Origin of the sequence: Acinetobacter sp. R933-2 (assembly GCF_030325485.1) — a bacterium.
Lineage (GTDB): Bacteria > Pseudomonadota > Gammaproteobacteria > Pseudomonadales > Moraxellaceae > Acinetobacter > Acinetobacter sichuanensis.
On the sequence record NZ_JACAIJ010000007.1, the window covers coordinates 136772 to 155977 of the forward strand.

Sequence of the window (19206 nt, forward strand, 5' to 3'; positions counted from 1 at the left end):
GTAGATTTTATTTAGGAACAATCAAAAAGGATTGTGAGCTGAGCTTTACTTATCAACACACATTTCTCTTTAAGGACATACGATGAATACACATACTTCTATTTTTGATACCGCTGCACTCCGTACAGCTTTTTCTCACTATCCGTCAGGTGTTGTTGCGATTGCTGCACGTCATCATGATGAAGACCATGCACTTGTTGCAGCAGCTTTTAATGTTGGAATCTCACTTGAACCTGCATTGGTCAGTGTTGCCATTCAAAACACATCATCGACATGGCCTATTCTAAAAAATGCAAAAGAGTTGGGAATCTCTGTCTTTGCAGAACACCAGAAAAGCTTGTGTCACCAGATTAGTGCTAAAGATAAAAGCAAACGCTTTGAAAATATTGATATTTCTTATGGTGTCAATAATGCAATGTACCTGCCTGAAGCATCACTTTATTTTACCTGTGAAATATATGCTGAATATCCTGCAGGTGATCACACCATGGTTTTGCTCAAAGTTAAATCTTTCACGCAAGGCAATCATGAACCTATCGTTTTTCATAAATCAAATTTCAGAGTTTTAGATAAATCTGAATAATGTTTTGGTCAGTATAGCTAAAAAATACTGACCTTTTTTATTTCTAAATATCACAGATCCAAGGAAAAGGACTTCGATTAATGAAACTAAAAAGTTTATTTAAGCCTTCTATTTTATTGTCTTATCTCATTTTTACACAGCATAGTTTTGCAGCTCAAATTTATCAGGATAACGAAAAACAACTCAATGTTGACTTAAGTAGTTGGGTAGGAATATTTAATTCACAAGAAAACTACTACCCCACAGATCAAAATGGTAGTCAATGGGCTGAAGGCTTTATTAAATATGGTTTTTCAGGAAAAATAAATACTACAGCAGATAGCCATATTTATGGTGCTATTGCAGGCGTTACTTCTTTTACACGTGGTGATGGAGACATGGCAGGTAATAGCCGTGGCACAGAAAATAAGTCCTCTTTAGAAGATGCCTACATTGGCTGGAAATCAGGAAATTTATTACCAATTCTAGGGGAAAATGGTTTAGATATTTCTTTTGGTTCGCAAGTTTATCATTTAGGTGATGGTTTTTTAGTGACCGATGATAGTGCAAATTTAGGTGAGAATCGTAACTTTGAAGATGCAGACAGTCAGATGGTAAACCGTGGTGGAGCGTATTATACAGCGGCTCGTCGTTCATTTCATAAAGCTGCATTGATTAAAGTAGGTCAGGCAGAAGGCTTAAAAACAGAATTGGCGTGGGTACAATCCGATAATCCCATTCACGCATCTTCTGAATTTGCTTCGCTGGATTTAAGTTATAAAATAGGCGATCATCATATTGGCGCAGACTATATTCAGTTTTTAGATTTCAATCAAAACCAAGCCATGCGACTCAATCCAACGATATTTATGCGTGACAATATGCAAGTTTATAGTCTATATGGCACAAGTAATATGGGTATAGAAAATGTCAAACTTGGATTTAATTATAGCCGACAAGAAAAAGAAAAAAATTTAACTGATGAATATGAGGTGATTGATCAAAAACATCATGATCAAGCTTGGTATGCAAGTGCTGGTTATCATTTCACTCAATTACCATGGACGCCCACTGTAAATTATCGCTATACACATTATTCTGAACATTGGGATGCGATGTTTGTAGGTGTGGAAAAATTAGGCACTTGGATTCTAGGGGAAGTTGCAGGGAATTTTGCAGGACCATTTAATAGTAATGCAAATATTCACATGATTGGTCTAGAAGCTTTTCCTCATGAAAGTTTATTATTGGGTGCAAATTTTTATAAATTTGAATCTATTGACACCAAAAATCAACCCAACTATTCGGGCAAAGAGTTCGATTTTTTTGCAATGTATCAAGTCAATGATACCCTTTCTCTTATTCCTGTTTTGAGTTTCTATAAGCCTGAAAAATCAGCAAAAAATAATGGGAGTCAAATCGGTTCAGACAAAACGAATATTTTTGCAGGGCTTATAGCAGCAATTACCTACTAAAGTTTAACCAACGGCAAGCTAAAAAAATAATCATAAATGGCTTGCCATCGTTGATAAAAATAATACACTTTAGAAAGATCTAACTTTACTTCATTAAGTAAATTTAAATATTTGAATGAAAATTCTCTAAAAATTGCTAATAGGATGTTAGCAAAAAATTTAACTTAGCTTACATAAAGGAATATTATGAATATTTCAACTGAGGCGCTTACATCATTAATTTCTTCAAGTGGTTCAAATAATTTTGGTCATTCACTACTGAATCTATTTCATGAAAATTTAGGAATTATTGCTTGTTTAGGTTATCAATATACTGAAAATCAAAAAAAACCACGTAAGCTCATGTCCTCTTACAAAATTGATTTTAATAATCATCAAGAAATTGATGGCAGTATAGAAACATGGATGTCACTTGATTATGATACAGATCCATTATTTAAATACATTCAATATAATTCTACATTTATTGCCAGTACGCATTTTTTAGATATTAATACCTTAAAAAGCAATGATAAAAACTCTAAAATTATTTTAGAAAAATATTATGATCCTTTCGAAATTGGTGAAGAAGTCGCATGGAGCTATAAGGTTGGTGATCATTTTTATACAATTAATTTATGTCGCCATAAATCAGCACGACGTTTATTAAATCATCAAAAGTTATTCTTAACACGTATATCCAATTTAATTGTTCAAAGTACTGTTCAACATGCAAAATTGATGCAGTTAAATCATCCAACGCTTATAGATACATCTTTTGAAAACCAACAGCAAGTTATTGAACACTCCTCATCTGAAGAACGTCAGCTTAAAATTGAAAAAATTAGCCATATTTTATGTCGTTATGGATTAACGCATCGTGAGTCTGAAATTTGTGCGTATATCACCTTAGGTTATAGTGCAATTGCGATTGGTTTAATCTTAAGTATTTCGATTAATACCATTGCGACTCATCGTAAGCGGGCTTATGTAAAATTAGAAATTTCATCACAACGAGAGCTATTTAGTTTGGTTTATAGCCATAAAACTTATCAGACCTAAAAACTTTATATATCAATAGAATATACCTAAAATTTCAATATATTCTATTGATCATTTTGAAAATGGACAAATTTTTCATAGATAAATACTTTCATTTAGAAAAATATACTGTTAAGAAAACCCACCATACATTCAAATCGTCTTTTATATTTGATTCAAAGCAAATATTGAATTTTTATAAATTTATTTAAATAAATACGCACAATAATTTTTTATCCACAAATAAATTAAAAATATTGATTGAAAATCGTTGTTCTATCCTATATAAAACTACCTATCGTTAGGTAGTTAAAGTTGATTTATATGAATACATCCGTGAGTTTAAAACTCACCATATCTCTCGCAATTATTGTTGCATTAGGTCCAGCAGCTATTGATATGTATTTAGCATCTATGCCAAATATGGCAAAAGATTTACATACATCTTATGCATCCACACAAATTACACTGACTGTATTTCTTATTTTTATGGGAGTCGGACAGCTATTTTTTGGTCCTTTATCTGATTCAATTGGACGCAAAGTGCCATTATTATTCGGCTTGATCATCTATATTGGCGCTTCGTTTTGGGCAGCTTTGGCATCAAGCCTAGAAAGTCTGATTTGTGCAAGAGCATTGCAAGGCATTGGTGCTTCTATGGCAATCGTTATTGTCATGAGCATGGTACGTGATTTGACAGAAGGAAAAGAAGCAGCCCAACTTTATGCTTTACTAAATACGATTGTGGCATTAGGTCCAATCGTAGCACCTGCAATTGGCGGTATTGTGGGCGCTCACTATGGCTGGAGAGGCGTCATGTTTGCTTTAGGCTTTTTAGGAATTTCTGTTTTTTTAAATACCATTTTTAACTTGAAAGAAAGTTTAGCTGTAAATAAACGCATTGAGCTAAATTTATATGCTGTCTCACAAAGCTATATAAAAATTTTAAAAAACAAAGTATTTATTTTTAATTTACTTGCCTTATCTGCAGTCTATTTCTTTTTATTTTCCTATATTGGCGGTTCATCATTTGTTTATCAAAAAAATTATGGCTTAAGTTCAGAACAATTTGGACTTGTTTTCGGCTTAACCAGTATTTGTTTAATTATGGGTGCTTCCTCATCTGCTTATTTAGTCAAGAAAATGGCGATTTCACGCTTAGCCATGATTGGTGCTGTTATGATGATGTTTGGTAGTAGTCTTTGTATTTTTATGCACACTTTAGATATCGGTCTTATTGGCATTGTGTCTGGTATTGCATTTGGTTTATTTGGGTTGGGTATATTAGAAGCAACGCTTATGGCGATTGCAATGGACTCACAAAAAACGGCTTTAGGTTCAAGTGCAGCATTATTAGGTGCATTTCCGATGCTTCTTTCTTCAACTGCAACGCCTCTTGCTGGTCAATTGGTTGAATTAGATGCCTTATATTGGTTAATGTTATTGGGTTCTATTGGTCCCTTAATTTTGGTACTGGTATTTATGGGAACTCGAAATACGCAAGCACACGCGCTTCATCACTAATTTTTTATAGGAACTCATCCCATCATGACAACATCTCGCTCAAAATCTAAACAACGTATTATTGATGCGGCTTTTGAGCATTTTGTTCGTAATGGCTACGAAGGTGCATCTTTAAATACGATTGCTGAGGCTGTAGGCATTCGTAAAGCATCTATTTATACACATTTTAAAAGTAAAGATGCTTTATTTTTAGAGTTATTAGAAGATGCATTAACAATTGAATGTACCTATCTTGAGACCTGTTTTCAGGATCATTCAACTTATGAATTACCTGGCGAAGCGTATTTATATGCCATTAAGTCTCGTTATGAAAATGCAATTACTTCACAGTTTTTGACACGAATTGCTTATGTTCCGCCTACACATCTTATAGATCATGTGATTGAAGCATATAGAAAATATATGGAAAACGTCATGAGATTATTCAAGGCTGAACTCTCCCAAGCACTGATCAGCCCACAAGATCAAGAGCTTTATACAGATGCATATTTAGGAATCTTAGATAGTTTGAGTGTAGAATTGCTCTATGATGGAACGATGTATGAACGTCGTCTTTATGCGATGCTGATGTTATATCGTAACAGCATGAAAAAATAATTTACATAAATATCAATAAAATAAATTATTGAGTGATTAGCACAAATGATTGTACTAGTCACTGATTAAATAATAAGTGAATTTTCATTCATGCTTATAAAATTAAAATCGCTAGATCTTTCATTTTAAAATGGCATTAAAAATTTTGATCATTTTACAGGTGCTTTAGGTATGTGAACAATCAACATTAAAAGGCGTTTAACTAAAGGAATAAAGATTAAAATTAATGGATAAGCAACGACCCATGATAAACACCAAATGGAAAGCCACTTATAGAAAAAACCATCTACCCAGCCTTGATTCATAAAAAGATTAAAACAAGATAAAGATCCACTCATTAAGCCTGATAAAAATAAAGGCATCAACCAAGACATATGTTTTACATGGATTTTCTGTATCTTAAAAAAAGAAGTTTTTTGCATCGTTTAGCAACTCATATTCATTCATTTAAAAAATACAACAATGGTTCTAAAGCTTTTTAAGTGACTTAATCAACTCAATAAAATGTGGTAAAAATTCTTTAAATAAAGGAATTTCTTTATTTTCTAATAACACTTCTCCCATTAACTTTAGTCCGACAGCAAAAGGCTTTACCGACTCATCATTCAGTAGATTTTTTTCCTGTAAATAACCGAGTACTTTAAAAATATCATCATGATTATAAGCAGTGAATGTTAGATCCTGTTCATAGGTGGATGGATGCCCTTTGGCATCGGCAATATGTTTTACAATAACTTGATACTCATGCTGTTTCATGATTGCGCCTCATTTTTTATACGACTAATCTCAACAGCGGCTTGATCAATACTTTTTGCAATTTGATGAATAATTTCATCATTCAACGTATTGTTTTTTAACTGAAGTCTTAATGCTGTTTTTAAATTTTCCATTGCACGATGAATATCTAAATATTGATGATTATTTTGAATTTTGCGTCGGGTTTCTAAACGACCAAATAGATGTTCTAATTGATCTTTTTGATCTGTTAAATACTCTCTTCCAGAAAGTGTAATTGTATAATGTTTACGTGCACCTTCTCGCTTTTCTACATCAATAAATTGCATATCTTCTAGATATGCCAAAGTTGGATAGATTGTCCCTGTACTTGGTGTATATCCACCGCCAACGAGATCACCAATTTCTTTAATAATTTCATAGCCATATCTTGAGTTTTTTTCGATTATCGCAAGAACTAATAACTTCATATGCCCAGATTCAAATAATCGGCTTTTACGTGAGCTTTGATCCGAATCATTCAACAATGTATTACTCAATATTTCATTCATAAATCTAATCAACACAAATTCATTAAGATATATCTTAATAAGTCTTAATAAAAATCTCAACTAAAAAATGAATGTAAATTTATCTCACTTATTCAACATTTTTAAATGTATGAAATAAATCTAAAAAATTATTGAAGTATTTTTTTGGCTTTATCGGGACAAATACAATAGCTGCTTATAAAAATTTTCAAGCAATTTATTTTGACTAAAATTTAATATTCTCATTACAAAAAATAAATCTATATTATTGTTCTAAATATATTTATATAAATCCCTAACTCAACAGTTAGGGATTTATTTTCAGTTTAAATCTCATGTTATTTTGACTAAAATGGTCGACCACCAGCGAGACTAACACGCTTTAACAAACGTCGTTGATCCGCAGGAAACGGCTCACGAGAATGTAAAGTCGCTTGATTATCCCAAAATACAATATCCCCAACTTGCCAGTGATGTTCATATTTAAATTCAGGTTTTAAAATATGTTCACGTAACTGAGCAACTAAATCACTTCCTTTTTGATCATCATAATTTACCAACTCAACTTCAGAACGTGTATTTAACCATAGTGCTTTACGTCCAGATTCAGGATGTGTTCTCACTAAAGGATGTGGATAAGCATGCCCTAAAATAGGTTGATCTTTATAACGATAATATGGTGTATTTATTGCATAATTTTGTTGACCATTATTACTTTGTACACGAACAAATGGGTTATAGGTAATTAACTGTAAATGTTCAATATGTTGCTTTGTTTGTTCATCTAAGGCGTCATATGCTTTGATTGTATTATACCAAGATGTTTTTCCACCCAATTTAGGTAGCTCAACTGCATATAATAACGAACCAAATGAAGGTGTTGGCGTCCACTGATGATCTGCATGGGGAGACAATTCACCATTCCCTGTATAATCACCTTGTCCTACCGCATTGGACACAGGAACGACATCAGGCGGTGTACCTGTATCTAATGCACTGCCTAAAACAGGATTATCAGCACTTGGTCTAAAAATAGCGCCAAAATAACTAGAAAATGCTAAAAACTGTAAATCATCCAAACTTTGTTGCTTAAAAATCAAAATTAAATGTTCAGCCAAAGCCTGCTTGAGTTTAAAAATAGTTGCTCCCGATTGTGCTTTACGCGCGTCTAAACCATACACTTCTGCACCTAAAGCCTGATCTTTTAATGGTACTATTTTAATTTCATTATCATTTTGGAGTTGTTCAGAAAAATGCCATTGTGGCGCATTCTGAATGGCTTGTGAAAGTTGGCTTAAATTGGTCATTTTTTCATTATCTCATCTGATATCCTTTTAATATTCAGATTAAAACAATCAAAAAATCTTACAAATGTTAAAAAATGAATAGCTTATCAAATAAATTTACGATGCCAAAGAACAAGAAAAAATCATTTAAAAAACTCGATTAAATTTCAAAATAAGTCACGTTTTTTTCAAAAAAATGCCATTTAATGCTCTAGTAAGTCAGCTTTATATTAAAAAATTTTAAATAATCAAAAATAAATGATTAAACATTCAAATCAAAGCTGATTACTTTATTTTAATGATATTTTGATCAATGAAAATAAATTATGCGATTCAAGACAACTTTTTCAATCGGTTTAACTTCTCTATTTATATTTGGACTAAGTGCTTGTCAAAAACCTGAAACACCTGTGTCTTCTAGTAAAAAATCTAATGCATCACAACAAGTTACCACAATTAAAAATATTACTGTTGGTTATCAAAAATCAGCGCTTACACTCCTCATCGTCAGACAACAAAAATTACTAGAACAACAATTTCCTGAGGCAAAAATTCAATGGAAAGAATTTCCAGCAGGACCGCAAATGCTTGAAGCTCTTTCGGTTGGAGCTGTAGATCTGGGTTTTGTGGGAAATACTCCGCCTATTTTTGCTCAAGCTGCAGGGAAAAATATCAGCTATGTTGCCTATGAAGCTGTACCTATTCGTTCACAAGCTCTGATTATTCCTGATCATAGTTCTATTACTACACTTGCTGATTTAAAAGGAAAGCGTATTGCTGTTCAAAAAGGTTCTAGCTCGCATGAGCTACTTGGAAAAATATTAGCAAAAGCAAATCTAACTTGGTCTGATATCGTGCCTGTTTGGTTAGCACCAGCTGATGCGCGTGCCGCCTTTGACCAACATGCTCTTGATGGATGGGTCATTTGGGATCCTTTTTTAGCGGTCGCAGAACGTGATACCAAAGCGAAAGTACTGATTGACGGTGCTTCATTTCCTGCAACTTATCAATTTTATATTTCAAATCCTCACTATTTAAATGCTCATCCTGATGTTGTCAGTAAATTTATCACTGTAGCGAACAATGCAAACACATGGATGACACAGCATCCTGAACAAACAATCACTTATTATGCTCAAGCCATTGGGCAAGATCCGAATATTGCAAAAAAGTCTTTAGATAAACGTCCTAAAGATATTACTATTCGTGCTGTAAACTCAAATATTTTACATTCTCAACAACAAATTGCTGATTCTTTTTATACAGTTAAATTAATTCCTCAAAAAATTGATATTCAGAAAGCGGCATGGCTCATTCAATAAATAAAAGATGAATGTTCTAAATAAAAAATCAAGACAACATGACTAAATTGAAGATGTTGTCTTGATCTTAAGAGACGACTAGCGAATAAAGCTTAGTTCTTTACTAATTCGCTCCAATACAGGCGCTTTTTTTGCTTGAAACTCTGCTTTATTTTGCTGAATTAAATTATTTCCTTTGGTATCAATTGAAATAATTAAGGGTCCAAACACTTTGACTCGATTGATCCAAAGCGTTTCAGGCATTCCCAAGTCTAGCCATTCTGCACCTTCAATTTCCTCAACCTTCGTCGCAGCCAATACGGCACAGCCACCAGGAAAAATTGCATGTACCGCTTTAAATTCCTGACAACCTGCGGCTGTTTCAGGACCCATTCCACCTTTTCCAACAATCAATTTTACACCCGTTTTTTCAATAAACTGGCGTTCAAATTTTTCCATACGCATACTGGTCGTTGGTCCTATCGATACCATTTCATATTGCCCATCTTCTTTTTTTCGGACAATTGGACCTGCATGAAATATTGCACCACCCTCAAGATTGACAGGTAACTCACGCCCCTGCTCAATCAATCGTCGATGTGCCACATCACGACAAGTCACCAAACGACCTGTCAAATACACAACATCGCCAATATTTAAGTCTGCTAAATCTTCATCTTTGATGGGAGTCGTTAAAATTTTCTTCACAGTACAACTCCTTCATGAGATAGAATTTCATAAGACATATCTGAGTTAATTTTGATCTTGCCACGTCGATGTGCCCAGCAACCTGTATTCACTGCCACCCCAATAGTAGAAGGATGACGGGCTGAAGATTCAATATTGACCCCCATAACACTGTTATTTCCAGTCAATCCCTGTGGACCAATGCCAATTTCATTTAAACCTTGTTCCAACAAATCTTCCATCAATGCTGCACGTGAATTTTCACTTTTCGAATCGACAGGACGCATAATGGCAAGTTTAGACAAGCGTGCTGCTGTCTCAACAGAAGTTGAAACGCCGACACCAACCAAAAGCGGTGGGCAAGCATTGACGCCTCGCTCTGTAATGACATCCATCACAAATTCAGCAACGCCTTCATAGCCTTGACCAGGCATAAGTACTTTGGCAGCGCCAGGCAAGGTACAACCGCCACCCGCCATATAGACATCTATGGTACAACTGTTTGATTCAGGGACAATACGCCAATCCAGCCACGGAATTTGTGTTCCTGTATTGGTACCTGTATTTTTTTCATCAAAAGTTTCAACCGCATTATGTCTTAATGGACCTGTACGTGTAGCTTCTTCAGTCGCCTCTCTTAAAATATCCTGTAATTCACCTAATAGCGGAAAATTTGCACCCGCTTCGACAAAGTACTGAATTACACCCGTATCCTGACAGCTAGGACGATTGAGGCGATCTGCCGCTTCCTGATTTTCATCCATAGAATCATAAATCGACTTTGCCAAAGGATTGGTTTCCAATGTTCGCAATTCAATGAGCTTACGTTTCACATCTTTGGGTAATCGTTTACCAATATAAGCGGTAAATTTTGCCATGGTATCAGTCAAAGACTCGACTGCAATTTGCTTGTCCATGTGGTACTCCTCTTCAATATCTACAATTTTTAAATTACTGATTTACGGTTTTCGACACACTTAATTCAGGCTTTTTGGTCATACTTAAAATCACTGTGAGCAGCGTCGAAAGCACAAGCAAACCCGCAACAAAATAAAGTCCACCTGCATAACTTCCAGTCTGATCCTTGATCCAACCAATCATGACAGGACCTGCAAAACCACCTAGATTTCCGATTGAGTTGATGGTTGCAATGCCTGTTGCAGCAGCAGTTCCAGATAAAAAGATCGTTGGCATACTCCAAAGTGGAGGTTTTGAACAGCTGATGCCAATATTGACGATGGTCAATGCCGCAATCAATCCAAGCATGTTATGACTGCTTGCTGCGATCACTAAACCTATTGCCGCAAACATACAAGCAAGTGCGACATGCCAACTGCGTTCACCTGTACGATCTGAGTGTCGTGACCACAGCACCATTGCAACCACTGAAATAAGAGGCGGAATTGCATTGACCAATCCTACTGTCATCGACGACACGCCAAGATCTTTAATAATTTGCGGTGCCCAGATACTTAAAGTGTATAAACCCGCCGATGTTCCAAAATAAACCAATGCCAGTGCCAATACGCGTGGATTTATCAGACCACGTAAAATGCTGTGATGTTGCTGATTGTCTTTACCAACATCTTCATCCTGCATGGTCTTTACCAACCAAGCACGTTCATCATCTTTTAACCATTTCGCTTGTGCAGGTTTATCCGTCATGTAGAAAAATACGATAAAACCTAAAATAACCGCAGGAATGGCTTCAATCACAAACATCCATTGCCAGCCTGCAAATCCCCATATCCCATCCATTTGCAACAATGCTGCGGAGAGTGGCGAACCAATGACCACCGCCATTGGGGCAGCAGCCATAAACATGGCTATAACACCAGCTCGATGTCGGGCAGGAAACCAATAAGAAAGATATAAAATGATGCCTGGGAAAAAGCCTGCTTCAGCGACGCCTAATAAAAAACGCATGACATAAAAGCTTGTTGAACTTTCAACAAAAGCCATTCCACCTGCCACTACTCCCCAAGAAAGCATGACACGTGCAATCCAGATGCGTGCACCAACTTTATGTAAAATGACATTGGAAGGGACTTCAAATAAGAAATATCCCAGAAAAAAAATACCTGCTCCGAAACCCAAAACGGAAGCACTAAAACCCAGATCTTGTTTCATGGTCAGGGCGGCAAAGCCAATATTGACACGGTCAATATAGGCAATTAAATATAAAATCATGATAAATGGAACAATACGCCAGCTGATTTTTCTTAGCGTCCTTTTCTCAATATCCATGTCCATCTGCTGTCTCCATATGATGTGCGTTAACCCGTCAATTGCCCCATACAGCGTGATGGCAAACAATTAACCTGGCGCTAAGCTCCCCGCTCTTCATCACATTCCTTATATGATGTTTTTTTGTTTATAACCTGAGTATTTTCAAAGCACTCATTGCTACAGGGGGGTAACGTGATATGCATATTAGATACTTTTCAAAATCAATGAATCGATATAAAGTTAAAACACTATTGCAAAAAATTTATTAATCATGCACTCAGATAACGAATTAGCCTTCTTTTGCTTACTAATAAAACAAGGTAGCCTGGTGGCAACTGCCCGAGAGTTAAACCTCACACCACCTGCTGTTTCCCGCCGTTTAAGTCATCTTGAAGAGCGTTTAGGCGTTCGACTGTTAAATCGAACAACGCGTCGGATCAGCCTGACCCATGAAGGTGAAATTTATTATCAGAACGCGCTGAGAATTTTGCGGGAAATTGAAGAAATGGAGCAACTTGTTGCTCGTAGTCGGACATCTCCGAAAGGTTTATTGCGTGTAAATGCCCCTTTTGGGTTTGGTCGAACTTATATTGCGCCGTCTATTTCTTCCTTTGTGCAAAAATTTCCTGAAGTCGAAGTACAACTACATTTAACAGATCGCCCCATTGCATTGCCCAATGAAGCCATTGATGTTTCGATTCATTTTGGTCAACTGCCTGACTCACGTCTGATTGCCAAACGCATTGCTGAAAATCGCAGACTCTTGTGTGCAGCTCCTGCTTATTTAGAACATGCAGGTATTCCACAAACGCCAAGAGATTTGACCTCACATCAATGTATTGTGCTTAGGCAAAATGAAACTGCTTATGCCAATTGGCGTTTTTCTAAAGGCGAGAAAGAAGACACTGTTAAAGTTCATGGCAATTTAAGCAGTAATGATGGGCAAGTCACTTTGGATTGGGCATTAGATGGGCATGGAATTTTGATGCGTGCAGAATGGGATGTCGCTAAATATCTAAAAAGTGGACGCTTAATTCAACTTTTAAAAGAATACCAAACCCCTCCTGCTGATATTTATGCGGTATATACAGATCGTTTGGAACATTCACCCCGAGTTGCTTTTTTTCTGGAACATTTGATACATCATCTCAAGCATTCAACCTCCCTGAAAAATGAATCATGCATCAACTAAAAATCAAAACATGTTGTATTCAACCTGAGTCACTTACACCGCAAAACAACCCAACAATGATATAAACACTATGGAATCGGGGCTTTTCAGGCACTTGGTCTGGGAAGCACATTCCCGAATAGATGCTCTACCATGACTTTACATTTTTTTGATCAGGCAAATATCAAGTGAAAAGTTATCAATTTCTAACCCCATTTACTCTCCCTAATGGTGTTGAAATTAAAAATCGTGTTGTATTAGCCCCCATGACTGAACAAATGGCATTTCAAGATGGCACAGTAACTCAAGAAGAAATCAGTTATTTACAACAACGTGCAGGTGGTGTTGGCTTACTCATTACTCCTGTAGCCTATATCAATCGTGAAGGTAAAGGTTTTGAGGGACAATTAGGAGCAGATCATGACAGTAAAATTGCAGGATTGAGAAAGCTTGCATTTGCAATAAAGTCGCGTGGCGCAAAAGCGATTTTACAAATTTTTAGTGCAGGTCGTATGACCAACTCCTACATTACTCGTGGCTTACAACCTGTCAGTGCCAGTGCCATTGCAGCGCCAAGAAATGGTGCAGAAACTCCTCGTGAACTCAGTCATACTGAGGTTTTACAACATATTCAAGATTTTGCTCAGGCAACCCGACGTGCGATAGAAGCAGGCTTTGATGGTGTAGAACTACATGGTGCAAATACATATTTACTACAGCAATTTGTTTCACCACATTCTAACCGTCGTACAGATCAATGGGGTGGTTCATTAGAAAAGCGCTTATCTTTTCCTTTGACTGTTATTGATGAAGTTATGAAAATCAAACAACAATTTGCTGATCCATCTTTTATTGTTGGTTATCGTTTATTACCTGAAGAGATAGAACAACCCGGTATCAGCTTAGCAGATACTGTTTATTTTGTAGAAAAATTACAAGATACAGCTATTGATTATATTCATGTTTCAATGGGCAATGTGTGGCGTACATCCGTGCGTGACTCATCCAATACTGTCCCAATTATTAGCCAAATTAAACAGGTATCAACTCAAAAACCTGTGATTGCTGTTGGTCATATTCGTACACCTGAACAAGCTGAAGCAGTTATAGAAAAAGATGCTGACTTTGTAGCATTGGGTCATCAACTGATTATAGATCCAAACTGGGTTGAAAAAGTCATGTCAGGACAACAGGATACGATTCGTTATCAGCTTCATGTCGCAGACTTAGATGACTTAGGCGTAAAAGCGCCATTTTTAGAGTTTATTCGAGATATGCCAGGTTTTGACATTATTGGACTTGGTGATGAGTCACAAAGAATTATTGATAATGTAACCTATCTATAATTTTTTCTATTTTCCCCTATTGTGCTTTATACAAAGTCATTTTTGTTGATTGACAATAGGGGGAAATTAAAACCCATATTTAAAAGCACTCAAATTTTTAAAAACTAAAACCAATATTTAAATTTACACGATACATCCATTTATCACTATTTTCTGAAGTTGCTGAAGTAAAGCCTGTACCATTTGTTGCTCCTCCGATGATATTAGCATTTTTACCCCATGTATAATCCGCCCAAACCATAAAAGGAGAGGCAATAAACATTGCTCCTGTTGTATTCATCTGTGACGCTGCCCAATCACTGCGTTCTTTATCAAAATAACTATAGTCATTGTAGAAACGAATTGATTTAAGCTTACCCATATTTTGCACAGGTAAAGTATAGGCTAAGTTTAAGCTGGCTACTGTGCCCTCTGATGCAATAAAATACGCTGGCGTTAAACCATTTGCTCCCATCAGCGTCATATCATCATTGACCCCGTCAGGATTCTCTGCATCATATTGATAATGGATCACAGAAGATTGTAAATTCCAACGCTGATAATTACTGTTGCTATGTAATCCCGCAGCATAATAGTGCCCATCTTTCGCAGTGGTTTTATTATGAAGCTGTGCAATCGCACCTGAAATGCCCACTTCATGTTTACCTAAATTTTCATTGCCAAATTTATGTACAATGCGTGCATTGAATTGATTTTTCTTTTCATTTTGGTAAGCAGCCTGAAATGGCAAATGATTTTCTGACAAATCATCATAGGTGGCTGACTCTGGAGAATAACGTAAATTTGTTGCCAGCATTTGAGGATAATAACCTAATTTAATATCCCAATCTGGATGGTTATAATTCCAGTTTATCCCTGGCGCTGCATTATTGCCATATCCTAAAAAGAACGGGATATGATACGTCCAGCCATTTTGTGGGTATGGGTAAATTGCAAAAGGTTTATAGACAAATCCTGCTTCAATGCTTTGTGTCGGGCTTAAGTTATATCCCACATATGCTTTTTCAATTGAGGTCATTTCTTGATCTTGAATGAGATAACTGGCATTTAAATAAGCATCGTCAGATTTTCCTTTTAAATCCAAACGAAAAATATCAAAGTCCAGTTTACCAAAACCACGATTTTTACTCGCATCCCATTGTTCATATCTGTGATTTAAGCGTATTACCCCACCCACTTTAAGCGACTGCGTACCATCTTCACTTTTCCATTGAAGCGGATCATCTGCAGCCTGAACTGACATTGTCATCGCGCCTAAACTCAGCATCGCTATGAATACTCTAGTATTATGATTCATGATATTTCCCTATATGTACAAAATTTTATATACAAAACTTTGTTTATTTGTTGTTTTGACTAAAAAAATGAGCTGCTTTTTACAACTTAGTTTTTTATTGCATCGGTCTTATTGAAAGATCCCCATAGTCCTTGCATGGTTTTACACCCTACTTAAATGGTGTAAATCAATACTCAAAACACGTATTGTATTTTAAGCATCTGTTTTTAAATCATTTTAAAGCTGTGTGACTCATCCTAAAATCACACAGGCAAGCTAAAATTTTAATCAGTGAGCATTCAATCAATACAACTTTTTCTGAGGTGGACCTGCAAATTTCAATGGACCAATGGCATTCATATCCAACTCGATCACAGCAGGACCGTTCAAATCAATTGCTGCCTGAATCGCAGTTTTAAACTCATCCGCACTGCCGACTTTCCAGCTTTTCACGCCCATCGACTCGCCTAAGGCTTGATAGTCAGGTGTATGCAACTCATTGAAATATTGGCGACCACCAAAGTAATTATTTTGAATACCACGCATCACCCCATAACCGCCGTCATTCATAATCATCAGCACCATGTCAGTATTTTCTTGTGCCATGGTTGCAATTTCACCAATACCTAACATCAAGCCACCATCACCCACCAAACCCACAACTTTTTTATCTGGATTGGCAATGGATGAACCAATTGCATGTGCCAGACCTAAGCCAATCGCACCTGCTAAAGAGTGAATGTTTTTATTCGGAGTTTGTACTGGAAATAAGCGGCTGCCCCATGTACTGCCTGACATGGTAATGTCACGTACAAAAATCCCATCTTCAGGTAAAGCTGCACGTAAATGATCACAAATCAATGCATATTGATCCATTTGTGTACGCAATGCCTGAATTGCATCTTCACGCGCTGCCTGAATCTCAGCATCATAAGCAGCATCGACCTTGGTTGTGCCATACAATGCCTGCGCAACTCGTGCCAAGCTATCTTTAGCATCTGCACAGATAAATTGAGAAACTTTATAATTACGTTGCTGCGCCACAGGATTGGCATCAATCTGGATAATGCGTTCAGGAAATTCAACTGAATAGGTTTTGGTTTCATTACTGCGTAAACGCGAACCCACCACCACGAGTAAATCAGCCTCTTTTATCAATTTTTCAACGGCTGCCGAGTTGTGAAATGCTCTCAGTGAACGTGGATGATCATCCGCCAATACACCTCGTGCATGTGTCGAAGACACCACGGGAATACCTAAATCTGCAAGGGCTTTAACTTCATCTACGGCATTTAACGTACCGCCACCAATCCAAAATACAGGACGTTTGGCTTGTTTAATTTCCTCAGCAATCAGATTGATTTCCACCTCTTCTGCTTGTGGCAGTTGCATGGCTTTTACAGGACCTAAATTTGCAGGTAACTCAATTTCCGCAGCTTGTACATCAATTGGGATCTCCACACTGACAGGACCCATTGGCACAGTCGTTGCTACACGAATCGCCTCACGAATCACACCTACTGCATTATCGGGACTGGTGATTCGAAACGCAGCTTTGCTTGATGCTTTTAAAAATGTTAACTGATCTTTGGTTTCATGAATGAAACTCGCATCACGATCTAAATATTCACGTTCAACTTGACCTGTTAAATGCAATACAGGACTGCCTGCATTCAGGGCTTCAATCAATGATCCAACCGCATTTCCTGCACCTGCACCTGTACTGGTCAATGCCACACCGAGTCCTTTAAAACGTGCATGTGCATCTGCCATGGTGACCGAACCTGCTTCTCCACGAGCTGCGACAAAGCGCATTTTTTCACGGCGTCCCACTGCATCAGCAATAGGTAAATTATGAATAGAAATCACACCATAAATACTATCAACTTGATGTTGTTCTAAAACACGTGCGATTGCTTCGCCTACATTCACTTTTTCCATCATTTTCATTCCTTAATTTTTCAATTTTTTCATCATATTTTGAGTTTTTTGGCTAATCTGACCATGGATTGGCGTGTTCGTTTAAACCCAGATAAATACTTTTTTGCTGCATATAAGACAAAATGCCCAAACGTCCTTTTTCACGCCCGATCCCACTGTCTTTGAAACCACCAAATGGCGCACTGATCGAGAATTTTTTATAGGTATTGATCCAAACCGTTCCCACTTCTAAAGTACGTGCAATTTTCCATGCTTTACGATAATTTTCAGTCCAAATTCCTGCTGCCAAACCAAAGCAACTGTCATTGGCTTGAGTGATAAGATCCTGTTCATCTGTATAAGACATCACCACCAATACAGGACCAAAAATTTCTTCCTGACACGTTTGTGCGCTATTGTTTAAACCTGTGATAATGGTCGGCTTATAAAAACTACCTTTGGCAAATTCACCTTCGGTGATCGCCTCACCACCTGTCAGCACCGTACCGCCCTCTGCTTTTGCAAGTTCCACATAACGATGTACTGATTCCAAATGCTTTTGGTTAATTAATGACCCCATATGAACATTTGGCTGTTCAGGATGCCCTACGCGTAAACCTTCAGTGATCTCCACCAAACGCTTTAAAAACGTTTCATAAATTGATGCATGTACAAATAAACGTGAACCTGCAATACATGCCTGACCTGCTGAACTAAAAATTCCGTAAGCCACTCCTTTTGCTGCAATTTCAAGATCCGCATCAGGAAATACGATGGTTGGTGACTTGCCACCTAACTCTAAAGAAGTGGTGATTAATTTTTCTGCTGCAATATGCGCTAAATGGCGCCCTGTGGATGTCCCACCCGTAAATGAAATTTTCCGTACTAAAGGATGTTGTGCAATTGCATCACCAATGACTGAACCACGCCCAATCAAAACACTCAAAATACCTTTTGGCAGACCCGCTTCTTCAAAAATTTTAGCCAACTCCAAAGCAATTAAAGAAGTTGCTTCCGCAGGTTTTAAAATCACTGCATTCCCTGCTGCAATTGCAGGTGCAAGCTTTTGTACTTCACTGGCAATCGGTGAGTTCCAAGGCGTAATAGCAGCAACCACACCCACAGGCTCATGCACACTCATGGTCAAAAAGTCTGAGGCACGCTGTGTGGTCAGCTCTTCATTCAATGTTTCACATGCCGCAGCATTAAACCGTGCTGTTGCAGCCGCACTCATCACTAAGGCACGGGTTTCTGACAAAGGTTTACCATTATCACGGGTTTGTAATTTGGATAATTCATCTACGCGCGCTTCAATAATATCAGCAACACGATAGAGAATTTTGGCACGTTCATGCGGCAAACAGTTACGCCATTTAGGTTTACGCCAAGCCTGATCTGCTTTTAAGATCGCTTCTTCAACATCTTCCAAACTTGCAGTAGAAATTTCTGCATTTACAGAATTGTCGGCAGGAAATAGACTTTGAATGACATTGCCACGTCCTAAACGCCATTCTCCTGCGATATAAATTTCTTTTACCATGCTACTC

Annotated in this window: 18 protein-coding genes; 8 read left to right on the top strand and 10 right to left on the bottom strand. The window is 37.1% G+C overall.

From position 1 onward, the window contains the following. Nucleotides 1-82 precede the first annotated feature (82 nt). The 5 genes from HX005_RS10135 (at nt 83) to HX005_RS10155 (ending at nt 5178) form a co-directional block, all read left to right on the top strand. Nucleotides 83-583 carry a flavin reductase family protein gene (locus HX005_RS10135; protein ID WP_107009343.1) on the top strand — a complete coding sequence of 167 codons (501 nt, stop codon included), beginning with the start codon at nt 83-85 and terminating at the stop codon, nt 581-583. Nucleotides 584-663: 80 nt separating this feature from the next. After that, on the top strand, nt 664-2037 hold the full coding sequence (locus HX005_RS10140) for a hypothetical protein (protein ID WP_286377262.1): 1374 nt from the start codon (nt 664-666) through the stop codon (nt 2035-2037). Between the two features lie 186 nt (nt 2038-2223). Beyond that, nucleotides 2224-3078, top strand: coding sequence for a helix-turn-helix transcriptional regulator (locus tag HX005_RS10145; protein WP_286377263.1), 855 nt, complete (start codon nt 2224-2226; stop codon nt 3076-3078). Between the two features lie 303 nt (nt 3079-3381). Beyond that, the gene (locus tag HX005_RS10150) at nt 3382-4581 is read left to right on the top strand and encodes a multidrug effflux MFS transporter (protein ID WP_286377264.1); all 1200 of its coding nucleotides are present in this window, start codon (nt 3382-3384) and stop codon (nt 4579-4581) included. Between the two features lie 24 nt (nt 4582-4605). Further along, nucleotides 4606-5178: a TetR/AcrR family transcriptional regulator gene (locus HX005_RS10155; RefSeq protein WP_286377265.1), complete on the top strand. Its 573-nt coding sequence runs from the start codon at nt 4606-4608 to the stop codon at nt 5176-5178. A 149-nt stretch (nt 5179-5327) separates the two neighbouring features. Here HX005_RS10155 and HX005_RS10160 read toward each other — a convergent pair whose 3' ends face one another. The 4 genes from HX005_RS10160 to HX005_RS10175 form a co-directional block, all read right to left on the bottom strand. After that, the gene (locus tag HX005_RS10160; protein ID WP_286377266.1) at nt 5328-5600 is read right to left on the bottom strand and encodes a DUF2798 domain-containing protein; all 273 of its coding nucleotides are present in this window, start codon (nt 5598-5600) and stop codon (nt 5328-5330) included. A gap of 46 nt (nt 5601-5646) precedes the next feature. After that, complete coding sequence (locus HX005_RS10165) at nt 5647-5934, bottom strand: DUF3861 domain-containing protein (RefSeq protein ID WP_286377267.1); 288 nt, start codon at nt 5932-5934, stop codon at nt 5647-5649. Next, nucleotides 5931-6464 (bottom strand): PadR family transcriptional regulator, encoded by a 534-nt coding sequence (locus HX005_RS10170; RefSeq protein WP_286377268.1) that lies wholly within the window; start codon nt 6462-6464, stop codon nt 5931-5933. Before HX005_RS10170 ends, HX005_RS10165 begins: the two co-directional genes overlap by 4 nt. A 326-nt stretch (nt 6465-6790) precedes the next feature. After that, nucleotides 6791-7750 carry a TauD/TfdA dioxygenase family protein gene (locus HX005_RS10175; RefSeq protein WP_286377269.1) on the bottom strand — a complete coding sequence of 320 codons (960 nt, stop codon included), beginning with the start codon at nt 7748-7750 and terminating at the stop codon, nt 6791-6793. Between the two features lie 305 nt (nt 7751-8055). On the opposite strand from HX005_RS10175, the gene HX005_RS10180 reads away from it, so the two are divergent. Further along, nucleotides 8056-9051 (top strand): aliphatic sulfonate ABC transporter substrate-binding protein, encoded by a 996-nt coding sequence (locus tag HX005_RS10180; protein WP_286377270.1) that lies wholly within the window; start codon nt 8056-8058, stop codon nt 9049-9051. A 78-nt stretch (nt 9052-9129) separates the two neighbouring features. Here HX005_RS10180 and ttdB read toward each other — a convergent pair whose 3' ends face one another. Genes ttdB through HX005_RS10195 form a run of 3 tightly spaced genes read right to left on the bottom strand, consistent with a single transcriptional unit; the run spans nt 9130 to nt 11970 of the window. Then, nucleotides 9130-9738, bottom strand: a complete 609-nt coding sequence (ttdB, locus tag HX005_RS10185; protein WP_107008621.1) for a L(+)-tartrate dehydratase subunit beta — start codon at nt 9736-9738, stop codon at nt 9130-9132. Next, complete coding sequence (gene ttdA, locus HX005_RS10190) at nt 9735-10634, bottom strand: L(+)-tartrate dehydratase subunit alpha (RefSeq protein WP_286377271.1); 900 nt, start codon at nt 10632-10634, stop codon at nt 9735-9737. The genes ttdB and ttdA overlap by 4 nt, the downstream gene beginning before the upstream one ends. Before the next feature lie 34 nt (nt 10635-10668). Beyond that, nucleotides 10669-11970: an MFS transporter gene (locus tag HX005_RS10195; protein WP_107008619.1), complete on the bottom strand. Its 1302-nt coding sequence runs from the start codon at nt 11968-11970 to the stop codon at nt 10669-10671. Between the two features lie 247 nt (nt 11971-12217). Between HX005_RS10195 and HX005_RS10200 the strand changes: the two genes are divergently transcribed. Both HX005_RS10200 and HX005_RS10205 read left to right on the top strand, forming a co-directional pair. Continuing rightward, the gene (locus tag HX005_RS10200) at nt 12218-13138 is read left to right on the top strand and encodes a LysR family transcriptional regulator (RefSeq protein ID WP_286377272.1); all 921 of its coding nucleotides are present in this window, start codon (nt 12218-12220) and stop codon (nt 13136-13138) included. Between the two features lie 167 nt (nt 13139-13305). Continuing rightward, complete coding sequence (locus HX005_RS10205; protein WP_286377273.1) at nt 13306-14463, top strand: NADH-dependent flavin oxidoreductase; 1158 nt, start codon at nt 13306-13308, stop codon at nt 14461-14463. A 97-nt stretch (nt 14464-14560) separates the two neighbouring features. On the opposite strand, the gene HX005_RS10210 is transcribed toward HX005_RS10205, so the two are convergent. From HX005_RS10210 to HX005_RS10220, 3 genes are all read right to left on the bottom strand, one after another. Next, nucleotides 14561-15730 (bottom strand): hypothetical protein, encoded by a 1170-nt coding sequence (locus HX005_RS10210; protein ID WP_373431858.1) that lies wholly within the window; start codon nt 15728-15730, stop codon nt 14561-14563. A 312-nt stretch (nt 15731-16042) separates the two neighbouring features. Beyond that, nucleotides 16043-17683 carry a thiamine pyrophosphate-binding protein gene (locus HX005_RS10215; protein WP_286377274.1) on the bottom strand — a complete coding sequence of 547 codons (1641 nt, stop codon included), beginning with the start codon at nt 17681-17683 and terminating at the stop codon, nt 16043-16045. Nucleotides 17684-17732: 49 nt separating this feature from the next. Then, nucleotides 17733-19199: an aldehyde dehydrogenase gene (locus tag HX005_RS10220; protein WP_286377275.1), complete on the bottom strand. Its 1467-nt coding sequence runs from the start codon at nt 19197-19199 to the stop codon at nt 17733-17735. Nucleotides 19200-19206: the final 7 nt, after the last annotated feature.